At 67.7% G+C, this 23737-nt stretch carries 20 protein-coding genes; 16 read left to right on the plus strand and 4 right to left on the minus strand.

Annotated elements, in window-relative coordinates; all coding sequences use genetic code 11:
- The first annotated feature begins 207 nt into the window (after window positions 1–207).
- Window positions 208–774: a TetR/AcrR family transcriptional regulator gene (locus AMS67_RS05285; RefSeq protein ID WP_053386432.1), complete on the plus strand. Its 567-nt coding sequence runs from the start codon at window positions 208–210 to the stop codon at window positions 772–774.
- Between the two features lie 16 nt (window positions 775–790).
- On the opposite strand, the gene AMS67_RS05290 is transcribed toward AMS67_RS05285, so the two are convergent.
- Entirely contained in the window at window positions 791–1414 is a 624-nt protein-coding gene (locus AMS67_RS05290) for a TetR/AcrR family transcriptional regulator (protein ID WP_241487995.1), read from the minus strand.
- A gap of 131 nt (window positions 1415–1545) precedes the next feature.
- Here AMS67_RS05290 and AMS67_RS05295 point away from each other — a divergent pair, with 131 nt between their 5' ends.
- The 8 genes from AMS67_RS05295 to AMS67_RS05330 all read left to right on the plus strand — a co-directional run bounded on the left by AMS67_RS05295 (window position 1546) and on the right by AMS67_RS05330 (window position 10872).
- Window positions 1546–2559: a phosphotransferase enzyme family protein gene (locus tag AMS67_RS05295; RefSeq protein ID WP_053386433.1), complete on the plus strand. Its 1014-nt coding sequence runs from the start codon at window positions 1546–1548 to the stop codon at window positions 2557–2559.
- Between the two features lie 101 nt (window positions 2560–2660).
- A complete protein-coding gene (locus AMS67_RS05300) occupies window positions 2661–3938 on the plus strand; it encodes an aspartate aminotransferase family protein (RefSeq protein ID WP_053386434.1) in 1278 nt (425 codons plus the stop codon).
- Window positions 3939–4079: 141 nt separating this feature from the next.
- On the plus strand, window positions 4080–5042 hold the full coding sequence (locus AMS67_RS05305; protein WP_053386435.1) for an AraC-like ligand-binding domain-containing protein: 963 nt from the start codon (window positions 4080–4082) through the stop codon (window positions 5040–5042).
- Window positions 5043–5318: 276 nt separating this feature from the next.
- Window positions 5319–6143 carry a MoaF C-terminal domain-containing protein gene (locus tag AMS67_RS05310; protein WP_053386436.1) on the plus strand — a complete coding sequence of 275 codons (825 nt, stop codon included), beginning with the start codon at window positions 5319–5321 and terminating at the stop codon, window positions 6141–6143.
- A gap of 76 nt (window positions 6144–6219) precedes the next feature.
- Window positions 6220–7404 (plus strand): ABC transporter substrate-binding protein, encoded by a 1185-nt coding sequence (locus AMS67_RS05315; protein WP_053386437.1) that lies wholly within the window; start codon window positions 6220–6222, stop codon window positions 7402–7404.
- Between the two features lie 153 nt (window positions 7405–7557).
- Window positions 7558–8433 (plus strand): branched-chain amino acid ABC transporter permease, encoded by an 876-nt coding sequence (locus AMS67_RS05320; RefSeq protein WP_082305314.1) that lies wholly within the window; start codon window positions 7558–7560, stop codon window positions 8431–8433.
- Entirely contained in the window at window positions 8420–10180 is a 1761-nt protein-coding gene (locus AMS67_RS05325; RefSeq protein WP_053386438.1) for a branched-chain amino acid ABC transporter ATP-binding protein/permease, read from the plus strand. The genes AMS67_RS05320 and AMS67_RS05325 overlap by 14 nt, the downstream gene beginning before the upstream one ends.
- Entirely contained in the window at window positions 10177–10872 is a 696-nt protein-coding gene (locus AMS67_RS05330) for an ABC transporter ATP-binding protein (protein ID WP_053352006.1), read from the plus strand. Before AMS67_RS05325 ends, AMS67_RS05330 begins: the two co-directional genes overlap by 4 nt.
- Window positions 10873–10937: 65 nt before the next feature.
- On the opposite strand, the gene AMS67_RS05335 is transcribed toward AMS67_RS05330, so the two are convergent.
- Window positions 10938–11765, minus strand: a complete 828-nt coding sequence (locus tag AMS67_RS05335; RefSeq protein ID WP_053386439.1) for an SDR family NAD(P)-dependent oxidoreductase — start codon at window positions 11763–11765, stop codon at window positions 10938–10940.
- A 216-nt stretch (window positions 11766–11981) separates the two neighbouring features.
- Here AMS67_RS05335 and AMS67_RS05340 point away from each other — a divergent pair, with 216 nt between their 5' ends.
- Window positions 11982–13640, plus strand: a complete 1659-nt coding sequence (locus tag AMS67_RS05340; protein WP_053386440.1) for an amidohydrolase — start codon at window positions 11982–11984, stop codon at window positions 13638–13640.
- 18 nt (window positions 13641–13658) lie between these two features.
- Window positions 13659–13961 (plus strand): EthD family reductase, encoded by a 303-nt coding sequence (locus tag AMS67_RS05345; protein WP_053352004.1) that lies wholly within the window; start codon window positions 13659–13661, stop codon window positions 13959–13961.
- Between the two features lie 110 nt (window positions 13962–14071).
- Here the strand turns inward: AMS67_RS05345 and AMS67_RS05350 are convergent, their stop codons facing one another.
- Window positions 14072–15640: a GMC family oxidoreductase gene (locus tag AMS67_RS05350; RefSeq protein ID WP_053386441.1), complete on the minus strand. Its 1569-nt coding sequence runs from the start codon at window positions 15638–15640 to the stop codon at window positions 14072–14074.
- 197 nt (window positions 15641–15837) lie between these two features.
- Between AMS67_RS05350 and AMS67_RS05355 the strand changes: the two genes are divergently transcribed.
- Entirely contained in the window at window positions 15838–17250 is a 1413-nt protein-coding gene (locus tag AMS67_RS05355; protein WP_053386442.1) for an aldehyde dehydrogenase family protein, read from the plus strand.
- 257 nt (window positions 17251–17507) lie between these two features.
- Here AMS67_RS05355 and AMS67_RS05360 read toward each other — a convergent pair whose 3' ends face one another.
- Complete coding sequence (locus AMS67_RS05360; RefSeq protein ID WP_053386443.1) at window positions 17508–19622, minus strand: DEAD/DEAH box helicase; 2115 nt, start codon at window positions 19620–19622, stop codon at window positions 17508–17510.
- A 167-nt stretch (window positions 19623–19789) separates the two neighbouring features.
- On the opposite strand from AMS67_RS05360, the gene hpaH reads away from it, so the two are divergent.
- From hpaH to AMS67_RS05380, 4 genes are all read left to right on the plus strand, one after another.
- Window positions 19790–20575, plus strand: coding sequence for a 2-oxo-hept-4-ene-1,7-dioate hydratase (gene hpaH / locus AMS67_RS05365; protein WP_053386444.1), 786 nt, complete (start codon window positions 19790–19792; stop codon window positions 20573–20575).
- Window positions 20560–21369 carry an HpcH/HpaI aldolase family protein gene (locus AMS67_RS05370; protein WP_053386445.1) on the plus strand — a complete coding sequence of 270 codons (810 nt, stop codon included), beginning with the start codon at window positions 20560–20562 and terminating at the stop codon, window positions 21367–21369. Before hpaH ends, AMS67_RS05370 begins: the two co-directional genes overlap by 16 nt.
- 115 nt (window positions 21370–21484) lie before the next feature.
- Window positions 21485–23023, plus strand: a complete 1539-nt coding sequence (locus AMS67_RS05375) for a fumarylacetoacetate hydrolase family protein (protein ID WP_053386446.1) — start codon at window positions 21485–21487, stop codon at window positions 23021–23023.
- Between the two features lie 2 nt (window positions 23024–23025).
- A complete protein-coding gene (locus AMS67_RS05380) occupies window positions 23026–23703 on the plus strand; it encodes a GntR family transcriptional regulator (protein WP_053351997.1) in 678 nt (225 codons plus the stop codon).
- Window positions 23704–23737 lie beyond the last annotated feature (34 nt).

The following is a 23737-nucleotide window of genomic DNA, read 5'->3' on the forward strand; positions in this document are numbered from 1 at the left end:
CGCGGTGCGGATGCCGGGTCCGGGCGGTGCCGGTGGGATCACTGTAGGGACGATGTCAATAAATAGTCAAGTCTGACTAGACAATTTTTACTTCGTCGAAATCATCGCTAGTCTTCGAGGGGAGCCTGCACGTGCGGGCCGCGCTGCGAAGCCCCGGCTTCGCATTCGGCACCCTGCACCCGCAGCCCGTTTCAGAGAGGATTCGCCATGGCACGCCCTTCAGTCGCCGACGAGCGCCGCGAGCAGATCATTGCCGCTACCCTCCAGACGATGGCGCAGCACGGCATCAGCGGCACGACGCTCGATCGCATCGCCGACACCGCCGGCATGTCCCGCGGCCACGTGCGCCACTTCGTCGGCAACCGCGACCGGCTGCTGCTCGACACGGCGCGGGCGTTCTACGCCGCCCCGGCGGTGCTGCCCGCCGAGATCGACGATCTGCCGGCCGCGCTCGACTACCTCTTCGGCGACGAGTTCGCGAGCTCGAGCGCCGACAACGCCATCGTGCTCGCGTTCGTCGAGCTTGCGCGATCCTCCCCCGACATCGCCGCCGTGCTCGCCGAGGCCTACGGGTCGGCTCGCGAGCGTCTCGTCGAATTCATCGCCGCCGCCTACCCCGGCGCGGGAAGCCCGCTCCACGAGGTCGCGGCTCAAGGCGTATTGACGACCGCGCTCGGCAATGTCTTCATCGGAGACTTCGACCGCGAGCCGCAGCGCACCGAACGATCGCGAGCGGCCGTCGACGCGCTACTGGGGGCGTTCGAGCACCACTGACCGACCAGGGCAGCGCCTATCGGGAGCTCGCAAGCCCGTTCACCAGGCCGGCGAATGACGCGAAGGCCTGGTCGGCTGTCGTTTCACCCGCCGCGACCGCGATCGCCGCTTCTCGGAGCGCACCGACGAGCAGCACCGCAGTCATCTGCGCGTCGAGCGCAGCGTCGACTTCACCGTGACCCCGCGCAACCGCGAGCGTGTCGGCGATGAGCAGAACACTCGCACCCGAGCCAATCCCGCGCTCAGGCCCATGCTTCACGAGGGTCGGCCCCGACACGTGGTAGAAGTCGCCGGTGTGCTCGTCGCGAGCCAGGTCAAAGAGCACTCGGGCGTGCGCGAGCAGCCGCCCGCTCCAGCCCTCGGCTTCGGACACCGCCTGCAGCGTTCGCTCCACCTGCCGGCGCCCGAGTTCCGCGTAGGCCGCGGCGAGCAGCGCATCGCGCCCGCCGGCAAAATGCGCATACACCGTACCCCGGGAGATGCCCGATGCCGCCGACACCCGCTCGATCGTGGCCTCGTGCACTCCCACCTCGGCGATCACCGCGAGGGCAGCGTCGACGAGATCTGCGCGCGTGCGCTGCTGGCGCCGTTCGCGCAGCGTCGCCGCAACGGGGGCTGGGGTGAGCATCTCGGGGACCACAGCACCAGTCTAGGCGAGTCACGCGACTCTTGTGTATTCTGAGTTCAGTTTCTATACTCCGAGTACAGAATAGTCCCGCACGGCCCAAATTCATGCGGGATCACCACCCACCCCACACACCGAGAGGCCTCATGGTCACCGCCGATCTCACCGCCGCAACCGCACTCGTGCGCGCCGCCCTCCCCGCATTCGGTCGCACCGCTGAGGTCGAACTCACGCTGCTGAAGAACCGCGAGAATTTCGTCTTCGCGTTCAGCGACGCCGAAGACGACTACGTCGCCCGCGTGCACCGCCAGGGGTATCACTCCGATGATGAACTCGCCTGCGAACTCGACTTCGTTCGCGCACTGCATCGCGCCGGTGTCGCCGTACCCGAGTTCATTCCCGCACCCGACGGTCGCGGCTTCGTCGTCGTCGGCGCCGAGACCGAGACCGGGTTCGCGAGCGGACCGCATCAGGTCGATCTGCAGCGCCTCATTCCGAACTCCGGAACGTTCGGCGACGAACGCTCCGCGGTGGCGGGCACGGCGAACCTCGACCCCGCCGACTTCACCGCACTCGGCCGACTCATCGCCGAAGTCCACGACGCCACCGCGAAGTCGGGCTACTCCATGGCGGTACCCCGTGACGACTGGGATCTCGATGGCCTCATCGGGCCGGCCCCCGCCTGGGGCGATCCGCTCCGGCTCGCGGAGCTCGCCGGAGCCGATCGCGCCGTCGTCATCGCCGCGATCGATCGCGTGCGCGCACAGCTCGCCGCCTACGGCACGCCCGCGCACCGCTTCGGCCCGATCCACGCAGACCTCACTCCCGAGAACGTGCTGCGCACGCCCAACGGTCTCGTGCTCATCGACTTCGACGACTTCGCCGCCGGATGGCACCTCTTCGACCTCGCCACCGCCCTCTATTTCTTCACGCCCCACCCCCGCGCCACCGAGTACCGCACGGCGCTCTTCTCGGGGTACACCGCGGTGCGCCCCTTAGATGACGCCGACCACGACGTGTTCCCCGCGATCCTGCTCGCACGCGGGCTCACCTATCTCGGCTGGTCGGCCGACCGGCGCGGCGAGCCCACGGCCGAGTGGCACGCGCGCACCGTGCTGCCCCACGTCGTCGCACTCGCCCGAGAGCTGATCGACCGCTGAGGCTCGGCGATCCTCACCCTGACCTGACTCTCGCCGCACTCAGCGCCTCCCAGGTCGCCCACCATTCACCGTTGTTCACCGCCTCCACCGACAGGACCCTCATGCTCTCCACCGCTGCACTCCTCGAGCGCCGTTCGCGCACCCTCGGCCCCTACTCGCCGCTGTTCTACGCCGAACCGCTGCACTTCGTCTCCGCCTCCGGCGTCTGGATGACGGAGGCATCGGGCGAACGCTACCTCGACGGATACAACAACGTGCCCCACGTCGGTCACGCGAACGCCCGCGTCGTGCGCGCACTCACTGAACAAGCGGCAACGCTCAACGTGCACACGCGCTACCTGAACGGGCGCGTGATCGACTATGCGGAGCGACTCCTCAGCACGTTCGCCCCGCAGCTCGACCGTGTCTTCTTCGGCAACTCGGGGTCGGAGGCCAACGAGCTCGCACTGCGAATCGCTCGGCAGCTCAGCGGGTCGCAGGGCGTGATCGTCTCCGACTACAGCTACCACGGCACCACGATTACGCTCGCCGAACTGACGACCGGACTGCGCACGCGCGAGCCGCTCGGCGCTCACGTGCGGGCGATCCGCATTCCCGATCTCGACCACGATGCGCGCCCAGAAGCAGAGGTGCTCGCCGACGCCCTCGCCTCGGTCGATGCAGCGATCGCGTCGCTCGAAGAGGCGGGCTTCGGGGTCTCCGCGTGCCTGTTCGACCCGCTCTTCTCCACCGAGGGCATGCCCCGCGTGCCGCGCGGGCTCTTGAGCGGCATCGCCGATCGCGTGCGCGCGGCCGGCGGATTCGTGATCGCCGACGAAGTGCAGAGCGGATTCGGGCGCACGGGCACGCACATGTGGGGGCACGAATACGCCGGACTGGAGCCCGACCTCGTGACGATGGGCAAACCGATGGGCAACGGACACCCCATGTCGGGAGTCGTCACGAGCGAGGCAGTGCTCGATGCGTTCGGATCGCGCAACGAGTTCTTCAACACGTTCGCCGGAAATCCGGTGTCGGCCGCCGTCGGCGAAGCGGTGCTGCTCGAAATGGACGATCGCCGACTGCGCGAGCAGGCGCACGACCTCGGTCGAATCGCTCGAGCGCGATTCGACGCGTTCGCGGAGCAGTACTCCTGCGTGCGCAGCGCGAAGGGCGCCGGTATGTTTCTCGGCCTGGAGTTCGCGGTCGACGGCGCACCCGCACCCGAGATCGCGGCACGCGTCGTCGAGGCGATGAAGGCGAAGCGCGTGCTCATCTCGCGGATCGGCCGAGACGAGAGCGTCCTCAAGGTACGCCCGCCGCTCGCCTTCGGCGCCGCCGAACTGCCGGTGCTGCTCGACGCACTCGAGGAATCCCTCGCCGAGGTCGCTCCCGCCTGAATCGAGCTGCGAGCACGCACGGCGGTGAGGTGTATCCTCTCGAAGTACACCGCCGTGCGGGCCGCCCCGAGCAAGACCGCAACCACGGCACCACTGGTTCGGCACCGACCACTACCGCCATAGATGCCGGAGGGACGACACATGACGACTGCAATGACGCAGAACGATGCGCGTTCGAACGCTCCTCGAACACTCGCACCCGACCTCGGGACATTTCGCAGCATGGTCGCGTCATCATTCGTGCCGTTGCGCGTGTCGACCGAGCACGACGGCCCGTTCTCCGCTCGCATGGTCTCGGCCGACGCCGACGACGTCGTGTTCACGGAGGTCGCTGCGCGCCCGCATCTGGTCGAGCGCACCCCTGAAACGATCGCCGATGGGGGCAGCGGGTACTACAAGGTGAGTCTGCTGCTCACCGGGTCGAGCATCCTCGTGCAAGACGGCCGCGAGGTGGTCATGCGACCCGGCGATCTCTCGGTGTACGACACATCGCGGCCGTACTCCCTGCTCTTCGGCGAAGACTTCCGCAATCTCATCATGATGTTCCCGAAGGATCGCGTCGATCTCCCGATCCCGTTCACGGAGCAACTCACCGCAGTATCGCTCGGCAGGGAGCACAACGGGCTGGCACCCGTGGTGACCGCGTTCCTCTCACAGTTCCCGGCACAGCTCGCCTCGCTCGATTCGCGGGTGCGCGCCAAGCTTGCGCACACGAGCCTCGACCTGATGAGCACGCTCTTCTCCAGCATTCTCGACGCCGACCCCGGGCAGCGCGATCCGCATCAGATTCTGCTGCACAAGATCACCTCGTACATCGAAACCCACCTCGGGGATTCCGATCTCTCGCCAAACAGCATCGCGGCGGCGCATTACATCTCGACCCGGCACCTGCACTCGCTGTTCCGGCAGGCCGAGACCACCGTCTCGACCTGGATTCGCGAGCGCCGCCTCGATCGGTGCCGCGCCGACCTGCTCGATCCGGTGCTGCAGGATCGCACCGTCTCGACCGTTGCCGCGCGCTGGGGCTTCACCGATGCCGCCCATTTCAGCCGCGTCTTCAAGGCGGCATTCGGCCTGTCGCCGAGTGAACTGCGCCGCGCCTGACTCGGGCGCTGCGCAACACGTTCGTGTGCCCCTGGGGCGCCTCTTTCGCGTGCCCTCGGCGCGAATGCGCATCGGTTTCGCAACCGTTTCGTGACCCCCGTTGTCGTGCAGCGAACGCCTATTGACTGAGACCGCCAGGCAGCCCGAGGAACCTCCACGGAACTCGCGCCGCTGCATACAGTGAGAGCCATCTGACGGGTGACGAAGCCCGACGGTGGTCACCTCGCACGGCCCACTGTCGCTCCGATCGCCGCGCGCGAGCAAAGGAGCGACACGATGACCACGCAGCACGACCTCACCGGCACAGGTGTCGACACCGAGTGGCGCAGTTACGACGAATTCGCCGCGGGCATCGACACCTACCGGCTGCCGAATGCGGATCTCACCGGAACGCGTCTCACGCTCAAGCTCGACGACGGCTCGGTGCTCCGACTCGCCTTCGACGCCCGGGAGGTTGTGTGGAGTGCGGACGGCGCGCTCGCCGATCCCGATTCAACAGACCGCGATCACCGCGATCCGATCGATGTCGTGCGCGTTCGCGATGACGTCGTGTTCGTCAACCTGCCGCTCGTCTCCCGCGAACGCGAGTCGTTGACCGTCGTCTACTCGGAGTCGACGCACCGGGCGCTCGTCGTACGCTCCCGAATCGCGAGGCACGACCGGGCCGGAGAACCCCGGGTCGGCCAGACGTTCTGGTCGGCCGTCACCGACGGCGGCGAACCGACCGGTGAGGCACCCGGCCCGTCGCGCGACCTCATCGGGGTGCGCAATCTGTACCGGTACAGCCCCGAGCATCTCTACGAGCACGTCTACATCTCGAGCGAACGCTATGCCTGGCAGTGCATCACCGGCGTGCAGCGCGGCCACGGCGACATGGATCTGTCGACGGTGTGGCGCTTTGCCGATGACCTGTACCTGTTCTGTTTTCGCGAGTTCCGGATCGCCGTGGCGAGTGCGTGGTTGCACGACCTCGGCCCGGCGAAGCGCACGACCGGCGTCTTCCTCGGCATCACCGGCTCGGGCGAGGCCGAGCACTCCCGCGCCGGAGGCCACGTGATTCCGCTCGGCACCGTCGCCTATCCCGACGCGCAGCCGGTCTGACGCCAACGCGCAGCACCGGCCGGCGCGGCTCCCCTTCGCTTCCACCCGCATCACCATTCAATTGAGAGGACTCACCATGCAGAGACGCATCACCGCAGTCGCGGCGCTCGCCGCAACCGCAGCACTCGCGCTCTCCGGCTGCGCCGGCGGCGGAGACGCAGGAGGGGGCGACGGAGCCCCGATCAAGCTCGGGTCGGTCAACACCCTGAGCGGTGCGGCAACCTTCCCCGAGGCCAGCGCCGCGGCGCAGGCCGTCTTCGACCGTGTCAACGCCGACGGCGGCATCAACGGGCACATGATCGAGTACACGACGGTCGACGACAAGGGCGATCCGGCTTCTGCCACGGCAGCCGCCCGCCAACTCGTGGGCAGCGACGAGGTCGTGGCCCTGGTCGGTGGCGCATCGCTCATCGAGTGCGAGATCAATCAGAAGTACTACGAGCAGGAGAGCGTGCTATCGATGCCAGGGATCGGCGTTGACACCGGCTGCTTCAACTCGCCGAACATCGCCCCGGCCAATGTCGGTCCGTTCAACGACATGACCCTGACGCTGCTCAACGGCTCAGAGAACCTCGGTCTCGACAACATCTGCGTGCTCCTGGAAATCGCCGGCTCCACGAAGCCCTCCTATCTCGCCGGGGTCGAGAAGTGGACGGAGATCACCGGAGACGAACCGCTGCTGGTCGATGACAGCCTGCCGTACGGCGGGTCCGACTACACCCCGTACATCGTGAAAGCGAAGAACGCCGGCTGCAAGGCGATCGCGGTCAACGGCATCGAACCCGACGCGATCGGGCAGGTCAAGGCCGCGCAAGCGCAGGGCTGGGACGACGTGACCTTCCTGTTCCTCACGAGCGTCTACAGCGAGAACTTCGCTTCGGCCCTCGACTGGACTGGCAAGGGCGTGCACGTGCCCGCGGAGTTCTACCCGTTCACCGAGGACAACGAGATCAACGCCGATTGGAAGTCTCTGATGGAGGAGAACGACATCGCCCTGACCTCGTTCAGTCAGGGCGGCTACCTGGCCGCGACGAATCTGGTGACCGTGCTCTCAGGGATGGATGGTGACATCACGCGCGAGACGGTCTCGGAGGCCCTCCACAGCATGGAGCCTATCGAGAGCCCCATGGTCGCCTTCCCCTACCAGTTCGACAAGATCGCCGCGCAGGAGTTCACCCCGGGCGGCTGGCCGGTCGTGCTCGAATCGGGCACTCGCGCCTGGAAGAAGTCCTCGGACGACTGGCTGATCCCGGCCAGTTAGCCCCCCTCCCCCGACCTCTCGGTCGATCCCGGGTGCTCGGCGCGACGTCACGTCGCTGCCGAGCACCCGCACCGCACGCAACCCACTGGTGATCCGGCGAAGGAGCCTCATGCAGTATCAATCCCCCGTCTTCGCGCATCGCGGAGGCATCGCGTGAACGGCAGCGCGTTGCTGCAGGGCGCGCTCGCAGGTCTCGCCTCGGGTGGCCTCTACGCCGTGCTCGCCGTGACCCTCACACTGATGAGCCGTCTGGTGCGCGTCGTGAACTTCGCGCAGGCGGCGACCGGCATGTTCGCGGCGTTCGCAGCGGTGTGGTTCGCGTCAGAACTCGGCATGCCGGTGTGGGCGGCGACCATCATCGGCATCATCGTCGGTGCCGCGCTCAACGGCGCGATCGGATGGATCGCGGCGACCTGGCTCGCAGAGGCGTCGGTGACGCTGCGCTCCGCGATGACCGTGGCCCCGCTCCTCATGCTCATCTCCCTTTCGTTCATCCTCTTCGGCAACAAGCCGCAGCCCTTCGAACCGATCCTCTCGGGCCCCGCATTCACCGTGGCAGGGGTCGTCGTGAGCTGGGTGACGATCGTCATGGTCGCGCTCGCCGTCGTTGTGGCGGCCGGGTGCGCGCTCCTGCTCGCACGCACCACGATCGGAACGCGGCTCCGGGCGCTCTCCGAACGTCCGACGACCGCCGAGCTGATCGGCATCGCCGCGACTCCGCTTTCCATCGGCGTGTGGGCGGCGACCGGTGCGATCTCGGCGATCACGATTCTCGTCATCGCGCCGTCGCAGTCGAACGATGCGATCAGCCTTTCCATGCTCATCATCCCGGCTTCCGCCGCCGCGCTGCTCGGCGGGTTCCGCCGTCTCGACCTCGCCGTGGCCGGCGGGCTGCTGCTCGGCATCGTTTCGGGAGTCGTCGCGCAGATCCCGGCGTTCTCCTTCGTGCGCAACTTCATCCCGTTCCTGTTCATCGTCGTGCTGCTGCTCTGGTCGCAGCGGAAGGAGGTGTGGGATGCTGCCCGCTAATCGCAGCCTTCGACTCGCACTGCCGTTCGTCATCGCCGCAATCGGTATCGGTGCGGCCTGGTGGCTCAGTACCGGGCTGTCGGGATACTACGTCTTCCTCGGCATCAGCGCGCTCACCGCGATCATCGCCGTGCTCGGCCTCGGTGTGGTCACCGGCTCCGCAGGCATCATCGCGCTCTCACAGCTCACGTTCGCCGCGATCGGCGCCTGGGTGGTCGCCTGGCTCAACACCCTTGACGCCCCCGGCGGTTTCATCGTCTGGCTGCTCGCCGGTGGAGTCGCGGGCGGACTCGCCGGCATCCTCATCGGGCTCCCCGCGCTGCGGTTGCGCGGCGTGAACCTTGCGGTGGTCACGCTCGGGTTTGCCGCAGCGTTCGATGTCATGCTCGTGCAGATCCAGTTCCCGGGTTCCAACGACGGCGTGCAGGTGCAGCGCCCAGAGGCCTTCTCGAGCGATCGCGAGTACTTCTTCTTCGCCGCGATCGTGATGGTGCTCTGCGCGCTCGCGGTCTTCGGTCTGCAGCGCAGCCGCATGGGCAGCAGTTGGAAAGCGGTCGCCTTTTCGGAGCGCGGCACCGCAGCCGTCGGGCAGAGCGTCTCGGCCGCAAAGCTCTCGGCATTCGCGGTCAGCGCCGCGCTCGGCGGCATCTCGGGCGGCCTCCTTGCCGGCCAGGTGCAACTCCCGTTCGCGACGAGCTTCGCACCGCTGCAGTCGCTCGCGCTGTACATCCTCGCGGTGATGAGCGGGGCCTACCTCATCGATATGGCGATCTTCGGCGGCATTCTCTGGGTCGTCGTACCCGAACTGCTGAAGAAGTGGGGTGTGCCACAGGACTGGGGGTTCGTGGTGTTCGGGCTGCTCGGCATCCAGGCGCTCACCAGCGGCTCGAACCTCGGCGAGGGCATCCGCGGTCTGCTGCGGAAACGATCGGTCGCACGCGCGGCTGAACGCACGGCAGCCCATCCCGAAGTGGGCACGAGCGTGCTCGATGTCTTCGCCGTTCCGGAGGCCGCCGAGCCCGTTCCCGAGAGCGCCCCACCCGTCCTCGAGGTCCAGGGACTCGGTGTGCAGTTCGGCGCCCTGAAAGCGCTCGATGACGTCACGCTCACCGTACGGCCTCGGTCGATCATGGGGCTCATCGGGCCCAACGGCGCCGGCAAGTCCACGTTCGTCGATGCCGTTTCGGGCTTTTTGCCGCAGCACACCGGACGCACGCTGCTCGACGGGGTCGAGATCGGGCGGTTCTCTCCGACGCAGCGGGCTCGGCGCGGTGTCCGACGCACGTTCCAACAGGATCGCGTGCCCCCGCAGCTCACCGTCGAGGCGTACGTCCGGTTCGTCGCCCGCCGCCGCATCGACCACGATGAGCTCGCAGACGCACTCGCTTTCCTCGGCTGCCCCGCGCCCGAGACTCCGCTCTCAACCGTCGATGTGGGCACCCGACGCCTCATCGAGGTCGCCGCTGCCGTGCTCGCCTCGCCGCGGCTCCTCATCCTCGACGAGCCGGCAGCCGGCCTGTCGCACGAGGAGCACCTGCAGTTCGGGCACCGACTCACCCGCATCCCGTCGCGCTTCAACACGGCGATCGTGCTCATCGAGCACGATCTCGACCTGGTGCGTTCGGTCTGCACGGAACTCACCGTTCTCGATTTCGGCCGTGTGCTGGCGCAGGGCCCGACGTCCGAGGTACTCGACACCCCCGCCGTGATCGCGGCGTACATGGGAGATGCGGAGATCAGCTCATGAGCGAACTACGACTGACCGGCGTGACGGTGAGCCGCGGCGCCGGCCCCGTGGTCTCCGACGTCGACCTCACCCTGCGTCCGGGCAAGATCCTCGCGCTCGTCGGCCCGAACGGCGCAGGCAAGTCGAGCCTCCTGGAGTCCGTCTCGGGCGTCATTCCCCAGTCAGCAGGCGATATCGAGCTCGACGGCGCATCGATCACCAAACGCAGTCGCGTGCAGCGCTCACGGGCAGGGATCGCGCATATCGAGCAGGGTCGGGCGATCTTCCCCTCGCTCACGGTGCGGGAGAACATCATGCTCACCGCGCAAACGGACGCCGTGTTCGCCGAGGTGCTGACGGCGTTCCCCGAGCTCGAGAAGCGCATCGACGCCCAGTCGGTGCTGCTGTCGGGCGGCGAGCAGCAGATGGTCGTGCTCGCGCGAGCGTTCGCGGCGAAACCGCGTTTTCTGCTCATCGACGAGATGTCGCTCGGGCTCGCGCCCGTCGTCTTCATGCGTTTGCTCCCCCTGATCCAGCAGATCGCGGCGTCGGGCGTCGGGGTGCTGCTCGTCGAGCAGTTCACGCACCTCGCGCTCGGCATCGCCGATGAGGCCATGGTGATCGCGAGCGGCCGCGTCAGCCACGCGCAGGGCCCCGCCGACGCACTGTCGGCGAACCCTGATCTCCTGAAAGCCGCGTACCTCGGCGGATAAACGGACGGGCGTGCACCGGTGTACCCGGTGCACGCCCGCGTCAGTGGGGTGAGCTGTTCGCGACGCTACATCCCTGCGTGCGCGAAGGCGACGGTGGGCAAATCCACGATGTGCGCGCCGCCGTCTGCGACGAGCACCGAGCCGGTCATGTACGACGACTCTCGAGATCCCAAGAACCGCACGATCGAGGCGATTTCATCCGGGTCAGCCGGTCGCCCCAGTGGCACATCTGCGGTCACCGCCGCGTAGCCTGCCTCGCGATCGGCGATCTGCGCCGCGTGGTCGGCGAACTCGTCCATTTCGGCATCGGCCATCGGCGTGCGCACCCAGCCGGGGCAGACCGCATTGACACGCACTCCGGCCCTGCCGTAGTCCCGCGCCAGGCTGCGCGTCAACCCGATGAGCGCGTGCTTGCCGACCGTGTAGCCGGCAACCGAGGGGCCGGCGAAGAGTCCCGCGAGCGACGACACGACAACGATCTCGCTGCTCCCGTTCGACGCCGCACTCGCGGTCAAGGCGGGCAGGGTTTCGCGCGCCATCACGAACGCCGTCGTCAAGTTCGCCGTGATCGCCGCGTTCCAGTCCGCGTCGCTCGTCTCGCCGACTGCGGCGAAGCCGTGGCCGCCCGCGTTGGCGACGAGCACGTCGACCGAGCCGAAGTGCGCAACGATGCGGGCGATGGCAGCGCGGGCCGATTCGCCGTCTGCGGCATCGGCGACGACCGGCAGTGCTCCCGTCGCCGCGGCAACGGCTTCGAGGGGTTCGCGGCGACGACCGATGATGGCGACCGACGCCTCCTCGCTCGCGTATCGTTGCGCGATCGCCGCGCCGATACCGGTGCCTCCGCCGGTGATCACGATGACGCGCTCGCGCATCGATTGCTGTTCAGGCATGGTCGTCGTCCCTTCGTCGATGAATGGGCTCGGCACGTTGATCGGTGCCGCACTCCTCCAGCTTGCCGTGCCCGCTGATCCGCAATGAGATTCGGTCTCCCTGACGCAACATCGACGCACGCAGGGTCAATGTCGGCGGGTGCCTCGCTGAAAGACTGATAGCGACCCGCGCGCGGTGGCGTGCGCGGCCCCGTACGACGACGAACGGAGTCACTGATGACCTCGCCCACACCCGAAGTGATCCTCATCGATGCCCGCATCTACACCGTCGACGCCGATCGGCCCTGGGCCGAGGCGATCGCGATCGCGAACGGTCGCATCATCGCGGTCGGCACCACCGACGAGATCACTGCGCTCGCGCACCCATCGACCGTCGTCCGTGACCTCGGCGGCGCATTTGTGATGCCCGGGCTCGTCGACGTGCACAACCATCATTTTCTTGCCGGCAAAGAAGACCTCTTCGAGTTGCGCGTGCCGATCGGCGCGACGATCGATGGCATCATCGCAGCCGTCGCCGAGCACGCTTCGGGCCTCCCTGAAGACGCGTGGGTCGTGGGCGGCCCATGGGCGAGCGATCGTCTGGGCGACGTCAGCACGGCGGCCGCACTGGCGCGTCTCGATGCCGCCGCCGGCGGGCGGCCCGTGATGCTCTCAGACGACTCTCACCACAATCGGTGGGTCAGTAGCCGGGCCCTCGCTATCGCCGAGATCGCGGTCGGACACGAGGGGGCGCTCGTTGATTCCGAGCATCCGGATCGCCTCACCGGAGTGCTGCTCGAAGCCGCAGGCATTCCCGTCGCTCAGGCGCACGCCGCCGCAGGAGGGCTCACCGTCGATCAGGAGCGGCGGGCATCACAACGTGGTGTCGAGATTCTGAACTCCTACGGCATCACTGCGTTCCAAGATGCCGGGGTCTCCACGCACATCCTCGGCGCTCTGCACGCGCTCGATGTCGCAGGAGATCTCACTGCTTGGGTGGTGAGTTCGATGCTCATCAACGACGAGATCTTCGGGTTCTCCGACATCGGCGAAGATCTGGTGTTCGACGGTGAACGCTTCCGCTCCGAGCATCACCGCCCCGATTTCGTGAAGATCTTCTTGGACGGTGTGCCCCCGACGCGCACCGGCGCGTTCCTCGAGCCGTATCTCCCCGACGATGCCCACGGCGATCACTTCCGTGGAGAAACGCTGCTCGACCCCGCGGCGCTCACCGAATGGCTGCGCCGTGTGGCGGCCGTGGGGCTCTCCGCAAAGATCCACTGCACCGGAGACGCCTCGGTGCACGCCGTGCTCAACGCGGTAGAGCAGTTGCGCACGGACGGGATCACCGCGCCGCGCTACCAAGTGGCCCATGGGCAGTTCGTGCATCCCGATGACATCCCACGCTTCGCCGCGCTCGGGGTCTCGGCGGATATCTCCCCGTTCATCTGGGTGCCGGGGCCGATCGTCGAGGCTATTCGTGAGGTGCTCCCCCGCGAGCGCGCCGACCGCATCCAACCGAACCGCGCGCTCATCGATGCCGGCGCCGTGGTCGCCGGCGGCTCAGATTGGCCGGTGTCCCCCTCACCCAATGCATGGGAGGGCATTCACGGGCTCGTCACCCGTGAGGACCCGACCGGCGACTACCCCGGCACACTCTGGCCGGAGCAGGCGATCACTCTCGAGGAGGCGATCGCCGCGTTCACCGCGAACGGGGCGGAGGCCATGGGCCTCGGCGACGAAACCGGCACCATCACACCCGGCAAGTCCGCGGACTTCGTGCTGCTCGACCGCGATCCGTTCACGCATCCGCCGCACGAACTCGCGCGGACGACCGTCACCGAGACCTGGTTCGCCGGTCGATGCGTGTTCGTGCGTCGACCGGCCGACGCATAATCGACGAAAGGAATACCGATGTCGCACCGTCTGCTCGTCCTGTATCCGGAACCGCTCGATCACGCCGCCTTCGAGCAGCATTACCGGCATATCCATCTGCCGCTCTGCGCCCGGCTCCCCGGGGTGCGCGACATCTCATTCGCCATCGGCATCACTGATGCGCCGTACTTCGCAGTCTTCGAGGCAACCTTCGAAGACGCCGAGCAGCTGCGTGCCGCCATGGCGTCGCCGGCCGGCCGCGAGGTCGAGGCCGATGTGCCCCGATACGCGACCGGAGGTGCGATCGTTCTGGATTTCCCCGTCGAGCACCCCGCGGGCTGAGCGCACTCGCCGTGCGCTCAGGGCGGAGCTGCGTGCGCGCAACACACGCTGAAATGAGGGCCGGCGGAGCTGCTCCGCCGGCCCTGATTCGTGCTTCGCGACGTCGTCGATCAGGCCGAAGTCGCGGCATCCTCGAGCAGGAATCGCGCACCCAGCTCGCCGATGAGCACGGCCGGCGCGTTCGTGTTGCCCGTGGTGATGCGCGGCATGATCGACGCGTCAATCACTCGCAGCCCGTCGACGCCATGCACCGCCAAGCGCGGTGAGACGACCGACAGCGAGTCGATGCCCATCTTGCAGGTGCCGACCTGATGGTGATAGGTCGCGACGGTCTCGCGCACGTAGTTCACCAGGTCGTCGCCGTCACCGATTTCGGCTCCGGGATAGACTTCGCGAGCTCCCCACGCCTCCGCGAGTGCGGGCTGCTGCCCGATGCGACGGCACTGCTGCACGGAGGCAACGAGCGACGCGACGTCGTCATCGTGTCCGAGTGCATCCAAATCGATGCGCACCGGGTCGCTCGCGTGCGGCCCCGACAGCGTCAGCGATCCGCGCGCTTGCGGCGTCACCAGTCCCGCCATGAACGTGAAGCCGTCCGAAGACTTGGGCTCAAGGAAATCGCCGTACATCGGCACCGAGAAGTTGATCGGCTGCGTATCGGGTCGATCGAGTTCGTCTCGGCTCTTCCAGAAGAGATGGGTCTGCGTCACCGAACGGCCGGGCTCGGGAGCGCCGACCGGTTGCTCCGTCTCGAAGATCACCGGCGCGAGAAGGTGATCATGCAGATTCTTGCCGACGCCTGGAAGGTCGACGCGGCTCTCGATCCCGACCTCGCGCAGTTCTTCGGTCGGGCCGATCCCTGACCGCAGCAGCACTCGCGGCGAGTCGAGCGCACCCGCAGCAAGCACGACCTCATCGGCGAAGAGTTCTTTCAGCTCGCCGCCCTGCGCGTACCGCACCCCGATCACGCGGGGGCGATCCTGCCCCGCCGCATCGTCGAAGAGCAGCTCGTGCACATGGCACCCGACTTCGACGCGCACGGCATCGCGCACGGGTTTCAAGTAGGCCATGTAGGTGTTGAGACGTGCACCATCACGCACAGTGATCTGCTGCTGCGACACGCCATCGAGCTCAGCACCGTTGTAATCGGGGTTCAGCGGGAGCCCCTCCGCAACGGCCGCGTCGATGATCGATTGTTGGATCGGCGCGAGCTCGTACTCGTCGGTGATGTCGAGCAGCCCGTCGGCGCCGCGCACCCCGGTGCCGTCGCCGGCCCCGTGGAACCGTTCGATGTCGCGATACACCGGAGCGACATCGGCCCACGCCCAACCATCGTTGCCGAGCGACGCCCAGTGGTCGAAGTCAAGCGGTGAGCACCGTACCCAGATCATCGCGTTGAGTGCGTGCGAACCGCCGAGCACCTTGCCTCGGGGCAGATGCAGCCGATGCCCGTTCGCTCCCGCCTGAGGTTCGGTGAAGTAGTCCCAATCGTCGGGGCTGTGCCAGAGTTCGCCCATGCGCATGGGGTCGTGAATCGCCGCATTCGTATCCTCACCTCCGGCTTCGAGCACGGTGACCGAGACCCCCGCATCGGCGAGCCGCCTCGCGACCACTGACCCGGCGGAACCGGCTCCCACCACGATCACGCTGCGTACTTCGGTGCGTGACTCCTGCGACATGTGCGTTCCTCTCCGGCGCGGCACCGTCGCCGCGTACCTCCTTTCCATGACGATTCCATTTCCATCGGGTGACCGTCGAGAGGTCGCGCTCAAGCGTGCCCGAATCGTCAAGGCGACTGCTCACTCAGACAAGCACCCACGAGGGCTCCGCTCGTAGCCTGATCCCATCAGGATCCGGATCTCGAAGCGGAGGACCCATGCACACCTACGACAGCTTGCTGGCAGCCATCACCCCGACGGGCGGTGAGACCCGCGACGTGTTCGACCCCGCAACCGGCGCGCGCATCGGCACGGCCCCCGTCGCCGATGTCGCTCAGCTGCACGCGGCAATCGACCGCGCGGAGGCAGCGCAAAACTCGTGGGCAGCACTGCCCGACGCCGAGCGCATCGCGTACCTGCATCGCGCCGCAGACGCGATCGAGGAGTCGTCCGAGGCGCTCGCCGAGCTGCTGTCGCGCGAGCAGGGCAAGCCGCTGAACGGCCCCAACGCGCGCTTCGAGGTCGGCGGATGCGTCGCGTGGACGCGAGCCGCTGCCGACACACCACTGCCGGTCGAGGTCATCATCGATGATGAGTCGGGCTACGCCGAAATGCATTACCGCCCGCTCGGCGTCGTCGGCGCCATCTCGCCGTGGAACTGGCCGATGATGATCTCCATCTGGCAGATCGCACCGTCGCTGCGCATGGGCAACACCGTCGTCATCAAGCCGGCCGAGACCACCTCACTGTCGGTGCTCGCGCTCGTCGCCGTGATGAACGAGGTGCTCCCCGAGGGCGTGCTCAACATCGTGGCCGGCCCCGGCAGCACCGTCGGCGATGCGCTCACCCGCAGCCCGAAGATCGGCAAGATCATGTTCACGGGCTCGACCCCGGTCGGCAAGCGCATCATCGAGGCCTCGGCCGCGAACGTCGCGCGGCTGACGCTCGAGCTCGGCGGCAATGACGCCGGGATCGTGCTGCCCGATGTCGATCCCGCCGCGATCGCGGAAGACCTGTTCTGGGGCGCATTCATCAACACCGGGCAGACGTGCGCTGCGCTGAAGCGCCTGTACGTGCACGACTCGGTGTACGACGCCGTCGTCGATGAACTCGCGAAGGTCGCCGCCGCCGTACCGATGGGTGTCGGCCTCGAGGAGCAGAACGTGCTCGGGCCGCTGCAGAATCGCGCTCAGTTCGACGAGGTCGATCGCCTCGTCGAGTCGGCAAAGGCTTCGGGTGCTCGCGTGGTGCTGGGCGGCGAGCCGGATCGTGAGGCCGTGGGCAATTTCTACCCGACCACACTGATCGCCGATATCGACCCGCACAACGACCTCGTGGTCGAGGAGCAGTTCGGCCCGGCCCTCCCGATCATCCGCTACTCGGATCTCGATGAGGTCATCGGGCTCGCCAACGAGCTCGAGTTCGGTCTCGGCTCCTCGGTGTGGTCGTCGGATCGCTCCAGCGCCCTCGCGGTCGCCGCGCGTCTGCAGGCGGGCACTACGTGGATCAACTCGCACGGCGGGCTGCACCCGATGATTCCGTTCGGCGGCGCGAAGCAGTCGGGGTACGGCCGAGAGTTCGGTGTGGCAGGCCTCAAGGCTGTCGCCGAGCCCCACGTCATCAGCGGCTGACGGCAGCCGAGGGCTCCGCGAGGACTCCCCACCCCCACCTCACGGGCTCCGTTCCCGCAGAGCGCACCCCTTTCTCGCGAACGCACCGGTAACCCTGGCGTACGCTCGCAAGAAAGGGGTGCGCTCGGCGCGAGTCGCGCGCCGAGCGCCGCGGCTCGCAGCGCGGGTGCGCGGGGGCACAGAGACCGCGCACCCGCCGGAAACGACTGAGGGGCTGGATCCAGGTGGATCCAGCCCCTCAGTCGTGAAGCGAGAAGTTACCAGCGCGGCTTGCGCTTGCCGTCGGAACGATCCGAGCCGAAGTCGCGGCCGCCACGGTCGTCACGGTTACCGCCGTAGCCGCCACCCGAGCGCCCACCGCGATCATCACGGTTACCGCCGTAGCCACCACCCGAACGCCCACCACGGTCATCACGATTGCCACCGTAGCCACCGCCCGAACGGCCGCCCCGGTCATCACGGTTGCCGCCGTAGCCGCCATCGCGCCCACCGCGATCGTCGCGCGACCAGCGATCGCCGCCGCCCGAACGCCCACCACGATCGTCGCGATCACGACCGTAGCCGCCGGAGCGCCCACCGCGATCATTGCCGCCGCGCTCGCCACGATCGTAGCCGCCACGGCCGCCACGACCACCGCGGTCGTCGAAGCCCTTGCCGCGGGGCGCGGGGCCGTTGTCTTCGCGGAGGTTGATCGGCTTGCCGCCGATCTGCGTGTCTTCGAGGCGTGCGACCGACTCTGCGGAGAGCTTTGCGGGCAGCTCGACCAGTGAGAAGTCGTCGCGAATCTGGATGCGGCCGAAGTCGTCGCGGGTCAGCCCGCCCTCGTTCGCGATCGCACCGATGATCTGACCGGGCTGCACGTTTTGGCGGCGGCCGACCTCGATGCGGTACATGCGGAGGTCGTCGCGGCGCTCGCGCGGCCCGCGGTCTTCGCGCGCCGGGCGGTCGCGGCCGCCGGCGGAGTCGTCGAGGAACTTCGCGGCCTGCTTGCGGTCGCGCTCGAACTTGCGATCGTCTTCTTCGGTGAGCAGCAGCGGGCGATCGCCCTGCGACACCACGGCGAGTGCCGCGGCGACGTCGGTCTCGGGCACATCGTGGTGACGCACGTAGTGCGCGATGATGTCGCGGAACGCGTCGATGCGACGGGTCTCCGAGAGCGCCGAGGTGATTGCGTCGTCGAAGCGCGAGAGACGGGTCGCGTTGACCTCGTCGACCATGGGCAGCGGCATCTGGGTGAGCGGCTGCTTGGTGGCCTTCTCGATCGCCTTCAGCAGACGCTGCTCGCGAGGCGTGACGAAGCTGATCGCGTCGCCGGTGCGGCCGGCGCGGCCGGTGCGGCCGATGCGGTGCACGTACGACTCGGTGTCGATCGGCAGGTCGTAGTTGATGACGTGGCTGATGCGCTCGACGTCAAGGCCGCGCGCGGCGACGTCGGTGGCGACGAGAATATCGAGCTTGCCGTCTTTCAGCGCCTGCACGGTGCGCTCGCGCTGCGCCTGCTGGATGTCGCCGTTAATGGCGGCGGCCGAATAGCCGCGAGCGCGCAGCTTCTCGGCGACCTGCTCGGAGTCACCGCGGGTGCGGGTGAACACGATCATGCCGTCGAATTCTTCGACCTCGAGAATGCGCGTGAGCGCGTCGAGCTTCTGCGTGTACGACACCACGTTGTAGCGCTGCGTGATGTTCGAGCTCGTCTGGGTCTTGCCGGCGATCTTGATCTCGCGCGGGTCGTTCAGGTGCTGCTGAGAGATGCGGCGGATCTGCGCGGGCATGGTCGCCGAGAAGAGCGCGACCTGCTTGGTGCTCGGGGTGTCGGCGAGGATCGTCTCGACGTCTTCGGCGAAGCCCATCTTGAGCATCTCGTCGGCCTCGTCGAGCACGAGGAACTTGATCTGCGTCAGGTCGAGCGAGCCGCGCTTCAGGTGGTCCATGATGCGGCCCGGCGTACCCACCACGATGTCGACACCGCGGCGCAGCGCGGAAAGCTGCTGGCCGTAGGCCTGGCCGCCGTAGACGGGGAGCAGGTGCACGTCGAGGTGAGTGGCGTAGCTTTCGAAGGCCTCGCACACCTGGAGTGCGAGTTCGCGGGTGGGGGCGAGCACGAGTGCCTGGGGCACTCCCTGGCCTGGAGTGATGCGGGAGAGGATCGGAAGTGCGAATGCAGCGGTCTTGCCGGTGCCCGTCTGCGCGAGGCCGACGACGTCGGTTCCCTCGAGCAGCACGGGGATGGTCGCGGCTTGAATCGCGGAGGGGGTCTCGTATCCGACCTCCGTTACCGCGCGGAGCACCTCGGGCGCGAGGCCCAGGTCGGCGAAGGTAATGCGCTCGCCCTCAGTTTCGGTCGGGGCAGCGTTCTCGGAAGAGGTCATCATACTAGTCTACCCCGTTCCCGCATGCCGCACGTGCGCACGCCGTGACGTCATCGACCTGGCGCTCGCAGTCCATTCAAGGTTCACGCACGCCGCACCCGCGGGACCCTGGCGTCCGCGTAGCCAAATCGTATACGATCTATCCAACCGCGAACGACAACGGAGGTCACGTGCTCGAGCAGACGCAGATTGCAGCCATCGCCGATGAACTGGTGCAGGCGGACAAGGATCGCGCGATCCTCCCCCGACTCACCGCCCGCTACCCCGACATGGTGATCGAAGATTCGTACGCCATTCAGAAGGAGTGGTCGGATCGCCGCATCGCCGCCGGGGCCCGCCTCGTCGGGCACAAGATCGGTCTCACCTCGAAGGTGATGCAGGTCGCCACCGGTATCAGCGAGCCCGACTACGGCGTCATTCACGACGACATGGTGCTCGAGTCTGGGGCGACGGTCGAGTTCGACAAGTTCTCGAACGTGCGTATCGAGGTGGAGCTGGCGTTCGTGCTCGCGAAGCCGCTCTCGGGGCCGAACGTCACACTCTTCGACGTGCTCGACGCGACGGCGTATGTCGTGCCGGCGCTCGAGATCCTGAACTCGCACCTGGAGCTGGAGGGCCGCACCATCGTCGACACCATCAGCGACAACGCTGCGATGGGAGCGATGGTCGTCGGCGGCCGCCCGGTGCGCGTCAACGAACTCGACCTCACCTGGGCGAAGGCCCTGCTGTACCGCAATGAGACCATTGAGGATTCGGGTGTGGCCGGAGCCGTGCTCGGACACCCGGCACTCGGCGTCGCCTGGCTCGCCAACAAGCTCGCGCAGCATGGCCAGTCGCTCGAGGCCGGCGAGATCATCCTCGCCGGTTCGTTCACGAAGCCGATGTGGGTCGAGCGCGGCGACACCGTGCACGCCGACTACCACGAGCTGGGGTCGGTGACATGCCGATTCATCTGAGTCTTCCGGAGACGCTGCGGGATCGCCTGGCGTCTGCAGACCGCGCCCTCATCGGCCTGTGGGCCTCTGCCAGCAGCCCCGTCACCGCCGAGATCGTCGCCGGCAGCGGGTGCGACTGGGTGCTGCTCGACGCCGAGCACTCCCCCAACGGCCTCGAGTCGGTACTCGCCCAGCTCCATGCGATGTCGGCGTATCCGGTCGCGCCCCTCGTGCGCGTGCCCTTCGGCGACACCGTGCTGCTCAAGCAGTTCCTCGATCTCGGCGCGCAGAACCTGCTCGTGCCGATGGTCGATTCGGCCGAGCAGGCCGAGGAGATCGTGCGCGCGGTGCGGTATCCGCCGCGCGGCGTGCGCGGCGTCGGTTCGGCACTCGCCCGTTCGGCCCGCTGGAACCGGGTCGAGGGCTACCTCGGTCGCGCGGACGAGACGATCAGCTTGACGGTCCAGATCGAGTCGGCGGCGGCCGTCGCCGATGCCGAACGGATCCTCGCGGTGGACGGGGTCGACGCGGTGTTCATCGGCCCGTCGGATCTCGCGGCGTCGATGGGGCTGCTCGGTCAGCAGAACCACCCCGATGTGGTCGCCGCGGTGCTCGCCACCATCGAGCGCTCGGTCGCCGCGGGCAAGCCCGCCGGCGTCAACGCATTCGTTCCGGACGACGCGGAGCGCTACATCGCCGCCGGCGCTTCGTTCGTCGCCGTGGGAGCGGACGTCGCGATCCTGGCCCGGCAGACCGAAGCACTGGTCACTCGATTCGTCGGCGACGGCGCGGCGCCGCAGCGGGCGTCGTACTAATCCGACAGCGGCAAGTGCCGCATGTGCGGAGTTCTCGAACCGGCGCAGAGTGCGTCCTCGACAACTCGCATCAGATCGTATACGATTTCAGATACAACGAAGAAGTGAGGCCCCGATGACGTACGGAATCGAGCAACTCGGCATCGAGACGCCCGGCAAAGTCATTGCCGTGCACCTGAACTACCCGTCGCGCATCGCACAGCGAGGTCGCACCCCGGCACAGCCGTCGTACTTCCTCAAGCCCGCTTCGTCACTTGCACCGACCGGCGGCACCGTCGAGCGCCCCGCGGGCACCGAGCTGCTGGCATTCGAGGGCGAGATCGCACTCGTCATCGGCGAGCCGGCCCGCAACGTCTCCCCCGAGCAGGGCTGGCAGCACGTCGCCGCGGTCACCGCCGCGAACGATCTCGGCCTGTACGACCTGCGCGCTGCTGACAAAGGCTCGAACCTGCGCAACAAGGGCGGCGACGGGTTCACCCCGATCGGACCGCGCGCGATCTCGACGGCGAACATCGGGCAGGACGCCTGGCGCGTACGCACCTGGGTCAACGGTGCACTCGTGCAGGAAGACACGAGCGATACGCTCGCGTTCCCGTTCGGCCGACTGGTCGCCGACCTGTCGCAGCACCTCACGCTTGAGACCGGCGATGTGATCCTCACCGGCACGCCCGCGGGCTCCTCCGTGGTCGTGCCGGGCGACGTCGTCGAAGTCGAGGTCGACGCGCCGGCCGCGCCAGGCGCCCCGACCACGGGTCGTCTCTCGACCACCGTCACACAGGGCACCACGGCGTTCGGCGACTTCGGCTCGAAGCCGCAGATCGACGACCTGCAACGTATCGAAGCATGGGGCGATGAAGCGGCGCACGCCGCCGCGGTCGCCGCCGGCCACGCCACCCCGCTCGATGCCGGTGCCGCAGCAGAGGCCGCTCCTGCAGCACCCACCTTGACCGACGAGATTCGCGCGCAGCTCGACGGCGTCGCGGTCGCCACCGTCTCGGCCGCACTCCGCAAGCGCGGCTACGTCGACATCTTCATCGACGGCGTGCACCCGAACCACGAGGGCGACACGATCCTCGGCACCGCGAAGACCCTCCGCTTCATCCCGTTCCGCCCCGATCTCTTCAAGCAATACGGCGGTGGCTTCAACGCCCAGAAGCGCGCGTTCGACACGGTGAATCCCGGTGAGGTGCTCGTGGTCGAGGCTCGCGGTGTACCCGAGACCGGCACCGTCGGCGACGTGCTCGCGCTGCGCGCGCAGGTGCGGGGTGCCGCGGGCATCGTCACCGATGGCGGCGTGCGCGACTTCGCGGCGGTGCAAGCATTCGACATCCCCGTGTTCTCACAGGGGGCGCACCCCAGCGTGCTGGGGCGACGCCACGTGCCGTGGGAGGTCGACGTCACCGTCGCCTGCGGCGGCGCTGCCGTGCAGCCCGGCGACATCATCATGGGCGACCGCGACGGCGTCATCGTGATCCCGCCATTCCTGCTCGCGGAGGTGGCCGCCGAGGCCGCCGCGCAAGAGGCCGCAGACGCGTGGGTCGCCGAGCAGGTCGCGGGCGGCGCCCCCGTCGACGGACTCTTCCCCATGAACGCCGAGTGGCGGGCGAAGTACGACGCCCACGTCGCCGGCGATGCTCCGAAAGCGCAGGTCTGACCATGGCTGCCGAGTCCAAGTCCGAAATCGCCTACCGACTGATCCGCGAGCGCATCGATAGCGGCCAGTACGGCCCCGGATATCGCCTCGTGCTGGCCCCGATCGCGAACGAGCTCGACATGTCGGTGGTGCCCGTGCGCGAGGCGATCCGCCGCCTCGAAGCCGAGCAGCTCGTGACGTTCGAGCGCAACATCGGCGCCCAGGTGGCGCTGCTGAAGGAAACCGAGTATCAGCACACGATGGAGACCCTGGCGCTCGTCGAAGGTTCCGCGACCGCGCTGAGCGCCCCGACGTTGACCGCCGATCAGCTGCGCCGAGCCACCGAGGTCAATGAGCGCATGCGCAGCAGCCTCGAGCACTTCGACCCGCACTACTTCACGGAACTCAACCTCGAGTTCCACCGCGTGCTCTTCGAGACGTGCCCCAATCCGCACATCCTCGATCTCGTGCACCGCGGCTGGAACCGCATGCGCATGCTCCGCGACTCCTCATTCGGATTCGTTCCCGAGCGCGCGCACGAGTCCGTTGCCGAGCACGATCGCATCCTGCAGTTGCTTGCAGATCGTGCCCCCGCGATCGAGGTCGAGTTGGCGGCTCGCGAGCATCGACTCGCCACGCTGCACGCCGTACTCGAGCGTCAGCAGCAGCCGCACGCCTCAGCAGCGGATTCCGCGGCCTGAGCCGTTCCCTTGCCCCGCATACTCCCCCTCATTC

Source organism: Leucobacter japonicus (assembly GCF_001273855.1).
GTDB classification, from domain to species: Bacteria; Actinomycetota; Actinomycetes; order Actinomycetales; family Microbacteriaceae; genus Leucobacter; species Leucobacter japonicus.